This is a genomic window from Lysobacter capsici (assembly GCF_014779555.2).
GTDB classification, from domain to species: domain Bacteria; phylum Pseudomonadota; class Gammaproteobacteria; order Xanthomonadales; family Xanthomonadaceae; genus Lysobacter; species Lysobacter capsici.
Genome location: NZ_CP094357.1, coordinates 2,175,612 through 2,187,842 on the forward strand (window position 1 = coordinate 2,175,612; position 12,231 = coordinate 2,187,842).

General features: G+C 66.2%; 11 protein-coding genes and 1 pseudogene. 9 read left to right on the top strand and 3 right to left on the bottom strand.

Annotated features, from left to right (window positions below; genetic code table 11):
- Positions 1-30: 30 nt before the first annotated feature.
- Both IEQ11_RS09060 and IEQ11_RS09065 read right to left on the bottom strand, forming a co-directional pair.
- Positions 31-885, bottom strand: a complete 855-nt coding sequence (locus tag IEQ11_RS09060) for a sterol desaturase family protein (RefSeq protein ID WP_228464861.1) — start codon at positions 883-885, stop codon at positions 31-33.
- A gap of 146 nt (positions 886-1,031) precedes the next feature.
- Entirely contained in the window at positions 1,032-1,193 is a 162-nt protein-coding gene (locus IEQ11_RS09065) for a hypothetical protein (protein WP_191822845.1), read from the bottom strand.
- A gap of 358 nt (positions 1,194-1,551) precedes the next feature.
- Here IEQ11_RS09065 and IEQ11_RS09070 point away from each other — a divergent pair, with 358 nt between their 5' ends.
- From IEQ11_RS09070 to IEQ11_RS09090, 5 genes are all read left to right on the top strand, one after another.
- Positions 1,552-2,325: a ferredoxin--NADP reductase gene (locus IEQ11_RS09070; RefSeq protein ID WP_036111532.1), complete on the top strand. Its 774-nt coding sequence runs from the start codon at positions 1,552-1,554 to the stop codon at positions 2,323-2,325.
- Positions 2,326-2,481: 156 nt separating this feature from the next.
- A complete protein-coding gene (gene rocF / locus IEQ11_RS09075; RefSeq protein ID WP_036111529.1) occupies positions 2,482-3,405 on the top strand; it encodes an arginase in 924 nt (307 codons plus the stop codon).
- 765 nt (positions 3,406-4,170) lie between these two features.
- Positions 4,171-6,699, top strand: a complete 2,529-nt coding sequence (locus IEQ11_RS09080; protein WP_191822844.1) for a TonB-dependent receptor — start codon at positions 4,171-4,173, stop codon at positions 6,697-6,699.
- Positions 6,700-6,814: 115 nt separating this feature from the next.
- Positions 6,815-7,021: a hypothetical protein gene (locus IEQ11_RS09085; protein ID WP_191822843.1), complete on the top strand. Its 207-nt coding sequence runs from the start codon at positions 6,815-6,817 to the stop codon at positions 7,019-7,021.
- Between the two features lie 208 nt (positions 7,022-7,229).
- Positions 7,230-7,730 carry a CinA family protein gene (locus IEQ11_RS09090; protein WP_036111625.1) on the top strand — a complete coding sequence of 167 codons (501 nt, stop codon included), beginning with the start codon at positions 7,230-7,232 and terminating at the stop codon, positions 7,728-7,730.
- Between the two features lie 289 nt (positions 7,731-8,019).
- Here the strand turns inward: IEQ11_RS09090 and IEQ11_RS09095 are convergent, their stop codons facing one another.
- Positions 8,020-8,961 (bottom strand): bifunctional helix-turn-helix transcriptional regulator/GNAT family N-acetyltransferase, encoded by a 942-nt coding sequence (locus IEQ11_RS09095; protein ID WP_191822842.1) that lies wholly within the window; start codon positions 8,959-8,961, stop codon positions 8,020-8,022.
- A 150-nt stretch (positions 8,962-9,111) separates the two neighbouring features.
- Between IEQ11_RS09095 and lexA the strand changes: the two genes are divergently transcribed.
- The 4 genes and pseudogenes from lexA to recX form a co-directional block, all read left to right on the top strand.
- Positions 9,112-9,759, top strand: a complete 648-nt coding sequence (gene lexA / locus IEQ11_RS09100; protein WP_191822841.1) for a transcriptional repressor LexA — start codon at positions 9,112-9,114, stop codon at positions 9,757-9,759.
- A 16-nt stretch (positions 9,760-9,775) separates the two neighbouring features.
- The gene (locus IEQ11_RS09105) at positions 9,776-10,024 is read left to right on the top strand and encodes a hypothetical protein (protein WP_153018912.1); all 249 of its coding nucleotides are present in this window, start codon (positions 9,776-9,778) and stop codon (positions 10,022-10,024) included.
- A 37-nt stretch (positions 10,025-10,061) separates the two neighbouring features.
- Positions 10,062-11,087, top strand: a complete 1,026-nt coding sequence (gene recA, locus IEQ11_RS09110; RefSeq protein WP_036111514.1) for a recombinase RecA — start codon at positions 10,062-10,064, stop codon at positions 11,085-11,087.
- 548 nt (positions 11,088-11,635) lie between these two features.
- A pseudogene (recX, locus tag IEQ11_RS09115) lies at positions 11,636-12,112 on the top strand (recombination regulator RecX); the annotation flags it as partial.
- Positions 12,113-12,231: the final 119 nt, after the last annotated feature.

Genomic DNA, 12,231 nt, shown 5'->3' on the forward strand with positions numbered 1-12,231 from the left:
AGGCTTCGGCTCCGAAGCCCGGGGAAAGGCTCAGGGCGGCGTCGGCGCGGGTTTCTTGCGCGGCCGCAGCGGGTGGACGAGGGTCGAGAAGATCGCGCCGTTGCGCGGGAACGAGCCCGGATCGAACAGGCCGATCGCGCGCGGCTTGCGATCGGGCCGCCAGGTATAGCTGCCGAACAGGCGGTCCCAGATCGACAGGTCCGAGCCGAAATGCCCGGCCTCGGCCTTGTCGGCGCTGTGATGCATGCGGTGCAGCTCGGGGCTGGCGAGGATGTGGTTGAGCCAGCCCAGGCGCACGTCGATGTTGGCGTGGACGAAATAGCCCTGGGCGATGATGAAGATGCCGACGGCGAACACCGCGTGCTCGGAAAAGCCGATCAGCGCCAGCGACACCTGCACCAGGAACTGGGCCAGGACGATGTCGAACACGTGGTTGACGCCGTTGTTGCCGACGTTGACCTTGTCGGGCACGTGATGCACGCCGTGCAGCCGCCACAGCAGCGGGATGTCGTGGCCGGCGCGATGCACCGCATAGCTCGCCAGCGAGCTCAGCAGCAGCGCGAGCGGGATCTGCGCCCACAGCGGCAACAGCGGATGCAGCGGGGCGACCATCGACACCACCGCCATCACCGGCAGCTGCGCCAGCGCGCCGCCGATCATCGTGATCACGAAGTAGACCGCGTACAGGCCCCACTCGCGCCGCGAGGGCAGCCATGCGCGCTCGTACGGAATGATTAATTCGAGCATCGCCAGATAGAAGACGGTGGCGAGCACGAAGCCGAGGCTGGCGGCGCCCGGATCCCAGTCCAGGCCGATCGCGGCAATTACGTAGATAACCACGGAAATTAATAACAGCGGGTGCGCGATATAACTAATAAAGCTCAATGGATTTATCCGGGCGGGCGTGACCTGGGTTGGGTTTTCAACCCCGTCGGCGGCGCCGAAAGATAATCCGGCGATATTAAGCGGGTCGGGGTCACGGTCGGATTGAGCAGTGTCCGTCAGGTTTGAACTGCGACCGGCGTCCGTGTTCATGGCCGGCCCCGGCGAATATTTACGCGCGCGCGGATATTTTCCGGATCGGCGCGGCCCGGGCGGATCTGGAAAATGGCCCGCGGCGATAGCCAGACGCCGTTCGCGGCCGCGCCAAGCCTTGCGGTTGTTGACGCGCAGAAGAAGACCGAATCGTCCATGCGACCCTCGTGAGTGACGTGGTTGGTCAGCTGACATAATGCGTCACCGCATCCATGCCGGCGGATGAAAAACGCTTGGCGGCGTCTTCGAATATCTCGGCGCTAATATTCGGGGCAGGCGGAGGCCGCAGTCAAAGGCGCAAGCCCGATTTGGCAGTGACGCGGATCATTCTTCCGAACATTGATTCCCATGCGGGAAAGATAATGTGCTGGTATTGGCGCGCCATTCCGCCGCCCGCCACGGCGAGCCGCGACGCGATGGCACTTATTAATTACAGGCGCGCGTCGGCCGGATGACGAATATCCCCGGCCGGCGCGCGCGAACGGAATAAGCCCATAACTACTAGGAGTCACGACGATGCAGTTGGCGACCGAGCGCGTCATCGAAGTCAGGCACTGGAACGACAGCCTTTTCAGCTTCCGCACCACCCGCGACCCCGGCTTCCGCTTCGACAGCGGACACTTCGTCATGGTCGGGCTGGAGGTCGACGGCAGGCCGCTGATGCGCGCCTACTCGATCGCCAGCGCGCACTACGAAGACCATCTGGAGTTCTTCAGCATCAAGGTGCCCGACGGCCCGCTGACCTCGCGCCTGCGCCACATCAACAACGGCGACCCGGTGCTGGTCAGCCGGCGGCCGACCGGCACGCTGGTACTCAACGATCTCAATCCGGGCAAGCGGCTGTACCTGCTCGGCACCGGCACCGGCCTCGCGCCGTTCCTGAGCATCATCCGCGACCCGGCGACCTACGAGCGCTTCGAAACCGTGGTCCTGGCCCACGGCGTGCGCCACGTCAGCGATCTGGCGTACGCGCAGTTCCTGCAGGAAGAACTGCCGAAGCACGAGTTCCTCGGTGAGTCGATCCGCAGCCAGTTGATCTACTACCCCAGCGTGACCCGCGAGCCGTTCCGCAATCAGGGCCGGATCACCGATGCGATCGCCGACGGCCTGATGGCGCAGACCCTCGGCCTGCCGCCGCTGGATCCGCGCGAGGACCGGGTGATGCTGTGCGGCAGCCCGCAGATGCTCGAAGACACCGCCGCGCTGCTAGAAGGCCGCGGCTTCAAGCCGTCGCCGCGCACGCGCGAACCGGGCGATTACGTGATCGAGCGGGCGTTCGTGGAGAAGTGAGCGGGGACTGCCGGGAATCGGGAACAGGGAGTCGGGAATCGGAAAGCGCAGCGCTGTCGCTTCGTTGCCGCCGGTCCCGTCGCATCGCTTTTCCGGTTCCCCATTCCCGATTCCCCATTCCCGATTCCCCATTCCCGCAATTCAAAGAGACCACACATGAGCACCTGTCAAACGGCCGTAACGCTGATCGGCGCACCGACCGACATCGGTGCGGGCTACCGCGGCGCGCGCCTGGGACCCGAAGCGCTGCGCATCGCCGGACTCACCGAATCGCTGAGCGCGCTCGGCCTGGACGTCGCCGATCGCGGCAATCTGGAAGGCCCGCCCAATCCCTGGACCGAACCGGTCGACGGCTATCGTCATCTCGACGAAGTCGTGGTCTGGAACCAGCGGGTGATGGAAGCGGTCGGCAAGGAACTGCGCGGCGGCCGCATGCCGATCCTGCTCGGCGGCGATCACTGCCTCGGCCTGGGCTCGATCACCGCGGTCGCCAGGCATTGCCGCGAGCAGGGCAAGAAGCTGCGGGTGATCTGGCTGGACGCGCACGCCGATTTCAACACCCACGACATCACCCCGACCGGCAACATGCACGGCATGCCGGTGGCCTGCCTGATCGGGCTGGGGCCGCAATCGCTGACCCATCTGGGCGGCTCGGCGCCGGCGATGCAGGTCGACGAGATGCGCCAGATCGGCACGCGCTCGGTCGACGCCGGCGAGAAGCAGTTGATCAAGCGCCACGGCCTGCCGGTGTACGACATGCGCAAGATCGGCGACATCGGCATCAAGAAGGTCATGGAGCACGCGCTGGAAGGGGTCGACGAAAACACCCACATCCACGTCAGCTTCGATGTCGACTTCCTCGATCCGAGCATCGCGCCCGGCGTGGGCACGGTGGTCTCGGGCGGGCCGAATTATCGCGAGGCGCAACTGGCGATGGAGATGATCGCCGAGAGCGGCCGCATGGGCTCGCTGGACATCGTCGAACTCAATCCGATCCTCGATCGCGACAACGGCACCGCGCTGGTGGCGATCGATCTGGTCGAAAGCCTGTTCGGCAAGTCGACCTTGGTGCGCGAGTGAAGTGGATCGCTGTTGTTGTTGTCCGGCCGGGCTGATCGGCTGGATCGGCGAGTGAGGTGATGGACGTCTGATGTTCTCAACGATCGATGCGTATCGTTCCGGCATTGTCGGGGCGATACGCATGGGTTGTGTTTGCGTGCGCGAATCGATGGATGGTTCGTCGCGTGCGGTCGTGCCGCAGCCTGATCGCTCGGGTTGACGCGAAGTCTCGTGGCGGGGCTTTCAGCGCCGGCCTCATGCGCTCGCCTTGTACCTGCAGGTCGATTCGCCGCTTCGACCGCCGAGGTTGAAGTCGCGTCCACAAAAACCTCGCGGCGCTGCACCGGCTTTCGGCTCGCAGTTGTCGGTTATCGGCTGGCGGTGAGGCGGATACAAGTCCGCAGCCAACAGCCGACGAACGAATCGTATCGAACTAAAACCCGAACGTTCGTTCGTTTATCGCCCGCGCATCGGCGAGGTAATTGCTTGCCCGCACAAAGGTGCTGCGACGCCGCATGACGTGTGCAAATGGCGTGTTAAGTTCCGACGGACGATTCACAAGCTCACACGCCAAGGCCGCAATCGTTCCCGTATTGCGTATCGAATCAGGATGCGTCGCGCACAGGGGAAGTGCGCGCGACGCCGACACCGGCCGCAGGCAGCACCACGCGTCGCCCTTGCACCGCCCAGCCGCATGCCGCATCGGTTCGGGTTCGCCATCGCCGCAGCAGACATTGACGTCAGCCACGTTGCAACGAAACGCTTCAATACAAAGGGGGAAATCACATGATCGCTCGCCAGTCGAGTCGTAAAGCGTTGTCCTGGGCCATCGCATTGAGCCTGGCCTCGCTCGCCGCGAGCGCGCAGGCGCAACAAGCCGCCGCACCCGCGCAGGAAGAGGAAGCCAAGACCCTGGCCGGCCTCACCGTCACCGCGCAAAAGCGCGAGGAGGCGATGCAGGACGTGCCGATCTCGATCACCGCCTTGCCGCAGCAGTTGCTGCAGGACAGCGGCGTGCGCGACGTCAAGGACGTGCAGGTGCTGGTGCCCGGCCTGACCGTCAGCAGCACCCAGAGCGAAGTGCAGACCGTCGCGCGCATCCGCGGCATCGGCACGGTCGGCGACAACGCCGGCCTGGAATCCTCGGTCGGCGTGGTCGTCGACGGCGTCTACCGTCCGCGCAATGGTGTGGGCTTCGGCGACCTGGGCGAGATCGAACGCATCGAAGTGCTCAAGGGCCCGCAGGGCACGGTGTTCGGCAAGAACACCTCGGCCGGCGTGATCAACGTGATCACCCGCCGCCCGACCTACGACACCACGGTCGAGGGCGAATTCACCATCGGCAATTACGGCGCGCTCGGCGCGGCCGGCTCGCTCAACACCACCATCGGCGAGAACGCCGCGTTCCGCATCTATGGCGCCAAGCGCAAGCGCGACGGTTTCACCGATGTCGAGATCGGCCGCGGCCCGCGCGCCGAACGCGAAGACGGCGACCAGAACTTCCACACCCTGCGCGGCCAGTTGCTGTTCGAGCCGACCGAAAACCTCGACATCAACCTGATCGCCGACTTCACCAGCCGCGAAGAAAACTGCTGCGTCGGCCTGACCACGGTGCGCGGCCCGACCTCGGCGATCATCAACGGCCTGGTCGGCGGCATCGGCGTGGCGCCGGTCGCCGATCCGTTCGCGCGCCGCGCCTGGAGCAACCGTCCGACCACCCAGGACATCAAGGACAAGGGCCTGTCGGCCGAGGTCAACTGGATCACGCCGTGGTTCAACGGCGCGACCCTGACCTCGATCACCGCCTCGCGCGACTGGCAGGCGATCAACGGCCTGGATTTCGACTTCACCACCGCCGACATCATCTACCGCAATCCGAACCCGAACGAATCGTTCACCGGCTTCAAGCAGTTCAGCCAGGAATTCCGCCTGACCGGCTCGACCGACAAGGTCGACTGGATGTTCGGCCTGTTCTATGCCGACGAAGACCTCAAGCGCAACGATTCCTACAGCATCGGCGCGGCCTACGAGCCGTATCTGTCGACCGCGGTGCTCGGCCAGATCGCCTCGCGCTTCCCGGCCGGCACGGTCAACATGGCCAACGCCGCGACCTTCCTGTCGCAAGCCGCCGGCCGTCCGTTCGGCAGCAGCTTCGCCGGGCTCGGCGCGCTCGATCGCTACAAGCAGAACAGCAACAGCGTCGCCTTGTTCACCAACAACACCTGGCATGCGACCGACAAACTCGACCTGACCTTGGGCCTGCGCTACACCAAGGAAAACAAGGAACTCGATTCGGTCTACAGCAATCCCAACGGCGGCCTGGGCTGCGGCGCGGCATTGGGCAATCCGGCCCGGGTCGGCCAGGCGCTGGCCGCGCGCGGCGTGCCGGTCGCGGCGCTGGGCGCGCTGGTGCCGCAGGTGGTCGGCTTCATGTGTCTGCCGTGGGCCAACAGGCTGCATAACGGCCGGGTGACCAACCAGGAACGCGACGAGAAGGAATGGTCGGGCACGATCAAGGCCGCGTACCGCTGGAACGAACACGTCATGGGCTACGCCTCGGCCGCGCGCGGCTACAAGGCCGGCGGCTTCAACCTCGATCGCGTGCAGTCGTCGAACGGTTTGTCGGCCGGCACCGCCGGCATCACTCCGGTCAACGACACCTCGTTCCCGGGCGAGTTCGTCGACAGCTACGAGCTGGGCGCCAAGACCACCTGGGCCGGCGGCAACCTGCTGCTCAACGCGACCTTGTTCCATCAGACCTACAGCGACTTCCAGCTCAACAGCTTCCTGGGCACCAGCTTCGTGGTGCGCTCGATTCCGGAAGTGGTCTCGCAGGGCATCGACACCGAAATCCTGTGGCAGCCCGGCATCAAGGGCCTGATGCTGCAGGGCGGGGTGATGTACGCCGACACCAAGTACGGCAACGATCCGCTGCCCGATGCGGACCTGGCGAAATTGCCGGGCGCGCGCGCGAGCTTCGCGCCGTTGTGGTCGGCCTCGGCGTCGGTGACCTATCAGTGGGATTTCGGTTCCAGCCTGATCGGCCGCGCCAACATCGGTGCGAAGTATTCCTCCGACTACAACACCGGCTCGGACCTGGACCCGGAGAAGGGCCAGGAGGCCTACACCGTGGTCAACGCGCGCGTCGGCATCGGCGCCAAGAGCCGTCGCTGGATGGTCGAGGCCTGGGCCTTGAACCTGTTCGACGAGGAGTACAAGCAGGTCGGTTTCGACGCGCCGCTGCAGACCGGTTCGTGGAACGCGTTCCTCGGCGCGCCGCGCACCTATGGCGTGACCTTGCGGGTGATGTACTGACCGATACGGTTCGCGCTTGCGTCTTCGCCGCATCGCCAGATGCGGCGCAGAGCGGGTGGCGTGATGCTCGTTATCTCCTACGGGAGTGGGGCAGAGACTTCACAGTGATGTCACGGTGAAGCCCTGGATCCCCGCCTTCGCGGGGATGACGGGTAAGCGTTTGTATTTGCCTTCGGTGGACAAGCTCGGCGTAAGCCGCAATCGAGCAGCCGCGGCATCATCGAAGCACCCGACAACGCGCATCTTCGCCAAGGCAGCCCCTGATCTTGCTCGTCATCCCCGCGAAGGCGGGGATGACGGCCCTGGCAACGTCGCCGCGTGAGCCTGATCAACGCTTGAGCCCGATTAACGCGTGAGTTCGATCAACTGGGTATCCAGGCGCCCGATTTTCCGCCAGGCCCGAGCCGACGGTTCCAGCGACGACCGATGCCAAGGTCGCCAAACCCAAACCCAAACCGGCTGAGCGAGGTCCCCCTCATCCCGACCACCCATGCAAAGCCCGCCCCCCGTCGCCGGCTATCATGGGCGCCATGATCGAAGACACCTCCGACTCCGCCCTGCAGCGGCTCGCCCAGCAGATCGGCGAATCCGCCCGGCTCAACCACCACATGCTGGTCACCGCCGAAAGCTGCACCGGCGGCTGGATCGCCAAGACCCTGACCGACATCGCCGGCTCCTCGGCCTGGTTCGAATGCGGACTGGTCGCCTACAGCTACGAGGCCAAGCAGGCGCTGCTGAGCGTACGCCCGCAGACCCTGGAGCAATTCGGCGCGGTCAGCCGCGAGACCGTGATCGAGATGGTCTCCGGCGCGCTGGCCAATACCGGCGCCACCATCGCGGTCGCGGTGACCGGCATCGCCGGCCCCGGCGGCGGCACCGATGACAAGCCGGTCGGCACGGTCTGGATCGCGTGGAAACGCCGCAACGGCTACCCGCGCGCCGAGGTCTTCCACTTCGACGGCGACCGCGAGGCGGTGCGCCGGCACAGCGTGGCCGCGGCGCTGCGCGGGATGCAGGCGCTGACGGCCTGAGTTCCGGCGGCGGCGAGTGCGTTCGCGCCCTGCGCGCCGTGCGTGGTGAGGTTGCGTTACCTCGAAGCTGTCGCGTCGTGATCCGTCCCCCGCGATCCCCAATCCGCCGCACACCGCTTTTCCCCCCTTTGGAAAAGGGGGGCAGGGGGGATTCGCTTTTGCTCTTGCCCTGAAAGCGCCGGCAACAAACACCATCGCCAAATCAGGTGTATCGGCGCGCGCCCCGCAATCGCCGAGCATCAAGCCCGAAGCTCGCTCGAATAAGCCATCCGCGCGCGCCAAGCCAAGCTCAATCGAACTCGCGCCGCCAGACCTGCCCAACCAGATCCTGCCCGAAGCTGTGATGGCGCTCTTCCTCGGTCAGGACGAAACCGCAGCGCTCATAGATCCTGCGCGCCGTGACCAGCACATCGTTGGTCCACAGCATCATCCGCCGGTAACCGGCCTCGCGCGCGAACTCGATGCAGGTCTCGACCAGGCGCCGCCCCAGGCCCAGCCCGCGCGCGCGCGGATCGATCAGCAGGCAACGCAGCTGCGCCGCCTGCGCATCGTCCTGATTGCGCACCACGAACACGCAGCCGACCCGTTCGCCGTCGAGCTCGGCGATCCAGCAACGTTCAATCCGCGGATCGTGCTCGCTGGCGAAACGCGCGAACAAACCCGCCACCAGCGCCTCGAATTCCTCGTTCAAACCGTATTCGTCGGCATACAGGCGAGCGTGGCGCTCGATCGCCCAGCCGATGTCGCCGATCCGGTGGGTGCGCACCAGCAGCCGCTGCGCCGCCGGCAGGGCAGGCGGCGACAGCGCCTGTTCGGCCTCGCCGAGCGCCCGCAGCAGGCGCTCGCGCTGCAGCGGCGGCAGCGCCGCCAGCAGCTCGGCGGTGGCCTGGTGCGAGGTGCGGTCGAGCCCGGCGAAGGTCGCGCGCCCGGCCTCGGTCAGGCTCAGGGCGAAACTGCGCCCGTCGTGTGCCGAGCGGGTTTTCTCGACCAGTCCGGTGTTGACGAAGCCCAGCAGAATGCGGCTCAGATAGCCCGGGTCCAGCCCCAGCGCATCGCCGATGGTGCGCGCCGAGACCGGTTCGCGCTGGGCCAGCTCGAACAGCACGCGGCCCTGGGTCAGGGTGAACGGGCTGTCCAGCAAGCCCTCCTGCAACACCCCGATCCGGCGGGTATAGAAACGGTTGAAGGCGCGGACGGCATCGACCTGGGCGGTCTGAATTTCGGTGGCCATGGGCGGCATCGGCGATCGCGGTGGGCTCAGCCGCAGCCTCGGGCAATTATTTGACTTAGTCAAACAAATTCCGGACGAGCGGCCTTGCCGGTCCGGCGTCTTAGTAGTATTACTACTAACTTCGAACATGACGTAGTAATACTACTAACCATGAACCTGACCGACACCCAGCAAGCCATCCTCGCGCTGATCGCCGAGCGGATCGACGCCGAAGGCCTCCCGCCGTCTCAGGCCGAGATCGCCAAGGCCTTCGGGTTCAGGGGCGTGCGCGCGGCGCAGTACCACCTCGACGCGCTGGAGACCGCCGGCGCGATCGAGCGCATGCCGGGCCGCGCCCGCGGCATCCGCGTGCTGCAGCCGCCGCCGCAGGCCCAGCGCGAGCTGGGGCTGGCCTCGGCCAACGAGGACGCGATCCGTCTGCCGGTGCTGGGCCGGGTCGCGGCCGGCTCGCCGATCGGCTCGGGCGCCGGGGTGGAGCCCGACAACTACGTCCTGCTCGATCGCAACATGTTCTTCCCGTCGCCGGACTACCTGCTCAAGGTCAAGGGCGACTCGATGCGCGACGAAGGCATCTTCGACGGCGACCTGATCGGCGTGCACCGCACCCACGATGCGCGTTCGGGCCAGATCGTGGTCGCGCGCATCGACGACGAGATCACCGTCAAGCTGCTCAAGATCGGCAAGGACCGTATCCGCCTGCTGCCGCGCAACCCCGACTACGCGCCGATCGAGGTCCAGCCCGATCAGGATTTCGCGATCGAGGGCCTGTATTGCGGCCTGGTCCGGCCCAATCGCTGAGATGGGCCGCCGACTCATGGATCGCACCAATCGCGCGCAAGTACAGCTCGACCGCTACGGATCGGTGCGCAGCTGCGCGCCGGTCCACGCCGCGCAGGCGGCTTTGCAGGGATTGGCCGCTGCGGTGCTCGGGGCGGTTTCCGCGCCGCCGACAGGGAAAAATCCGACACCGGCGCAGGCCGTCGCCCGGCTTTCGCGATCCGCCGGCGCAGATAATTTGATTCCAGGCGCGACGGTCTCAACCTCTGCGATCCGCGTCCTCTAACTTCCCCTCACCACGACACGACTTAAGGAACACCACGATGGACGAGAACAAGAAGCGCGCCCTTACCGCCGCTCTGAGCCAGATCGACAAGCAATTCGGCAAGGGCTCGGTGATGCGCATGGGCGACCGCGCGGTCGAGATCACCGAAGTCATCGGTACCGGCTCGCTGATGCTCGACATCGCGCTGGGCATCGGCGGCCTGCCCAAGGGCCGCGTGGTCGAGATCTACGGTCCGGAATCCTCGGGCAAGACCACCTTGACCCTGCAGGCCATCGCCGAATGCCAGAAGAAGGGCGGCACCGCCGCCTTCATCGACGCCGAGCACGCGCTCGACCCGATCTATGCCGCCAAGCTCGGCGTCAATGTCGACGACCTGCTGCTGTCGCAGCCCGACACCGGCGAACAGGCGCTGGAAATCGCCGACATGCTGGTGCGTTCGGCCGCGGTCGACATCGTCGTGATCGACTCGGTCGCCGCGCTGACCCCGAAGGCCGAAATCGAAGGCGAAATGGGCGACCAGCTGCCGGGCCTGCAGGCCCGTCTGATGAGCCAGGCGCTGCGCAAGCTGACCGGCAACATCAAGCGCTCGGGCACCCTGGTGGTGTTCATCAACCAGCTGCGCATGAAGATCGGCGTGATGATGCCGGGCCAGAGCCCGGAAGTGACCACCGGCGGCAACGCGCTCAAGTTCTACGCCTCGGTGCGCCTGGACATCCGCCGCATCGGCGCGATCAAGAAGGGCGACGAGATCATCGGCAACCAGACCAAGATCAAGGTCGTCAAGAACAAGCTCGCCCCGCCGTTCAAGCAGGTCGTCACCGAAATCCTCTATGGCGAAGGCATCTCGCGCGAAGGCGAACTTATCGACATGGGCGTGGAAGCCAAGCTGGTCGAGAAGTCCGGCGCCTGGTACAGCTGCGGCGACGAGCGCATCGGCCAGGGCAAGGAAAACGCCCGCCAGTACCTCAAGGAAAATCCCGAGATGGCGGCCCGCCTGGAAGCGACGCTGCGCGAGAAGTTCGTGCCCAGCGACGCCCCGCGCGAAGAAGTCATCGAGGACTGATCCTCCGCAAGCGGCGATGACCGATGAGTTCCGATCGGGACGAACGCAAGCGCCGCGATCGCGGCGCCGACGACACGACCGGGCCGGGCGGCGAACCGTCCGCCGGTCGTGCCGGCGATCGTCTGGCCGAATTGCGGGCAAGGATGCTCGCGATCGAAGCCGGGGCGAAATCGGCATCGTCTTCGGACGATGGCGTCATGGACGGCGACGTCGTCGGAAATGCGTCTGGGCAGCCAGACTGGCGCGACCGTTCCGGGACTGGCGACGCCGGTGATCGCGGCGACGCGGTCCAGCGTGGGGGGCAGGGTGCGGAGCGGTCCGCGGCACGCACAGGCTCCGACGCCCGGGCCAGCCAACGGCAGCGCCCCGTGCCGGATACCGGGTCATCGGCGGGTCCAGAACGCCTCATGGCAGCCCATTTCGCCGAAGCAACGCCCACGGCCAACCCGGCCGACGATCGCGCCAGCGCCGGCCCGTTCACCGGCCCGGACAGCGATCCGCCCGCCGAAGACGACGACAGCCCGCTATTCGAAGACGGTCGGGTAAGCCCGGCCCGACGCGAGCGCCGCCGTGGACGCCCCGAACAAACCCCGACCCAGCGCGCGCTCGGCCTGCTGACCCGGCGCGAGCATTCGCGCAAGGAACTGACCCGGAAACTCACCTCGCGCGGTCTGGATCGCGAGGAGGTCGTGGCTGCCGTCGATCGGCTCGCCGATGCCGGCTGGCAGAATGACCACCGCTTCGCCGAAAGCCTGATCCGCAGCCGGGCCGGCAACGGCTATGGCCCGGTGCATATCCGCGCCGAACTGAACATGCATGGCCTCGACAGCGAGGCCATCGCCCAGGCGTTGGCCGCCTATGAAGGAAATTGGCTGGAAAACGCCCGGGATTTGCTCCGGCGCCGCTTCGGCGAGGACTTCGCCAGCGACCCGGCGCTGCGCCGCAAGGCCGCCGACCTGCTGATGCGGCGCGGCTTCGACGGCGATACCGCGCGTAATGCGAATCGTTTTTGCGCCGAGGACTGAACGGACGGGCACTTTTACCGCATGGCCTTGCGCATAAGACCCCGGGGCCTGCTAGGCTACGCGGCTTTCGGGTCCCGGGTTGCCTGTTCCAGTCGATGCCCCCATCTGGTGGCATGGGT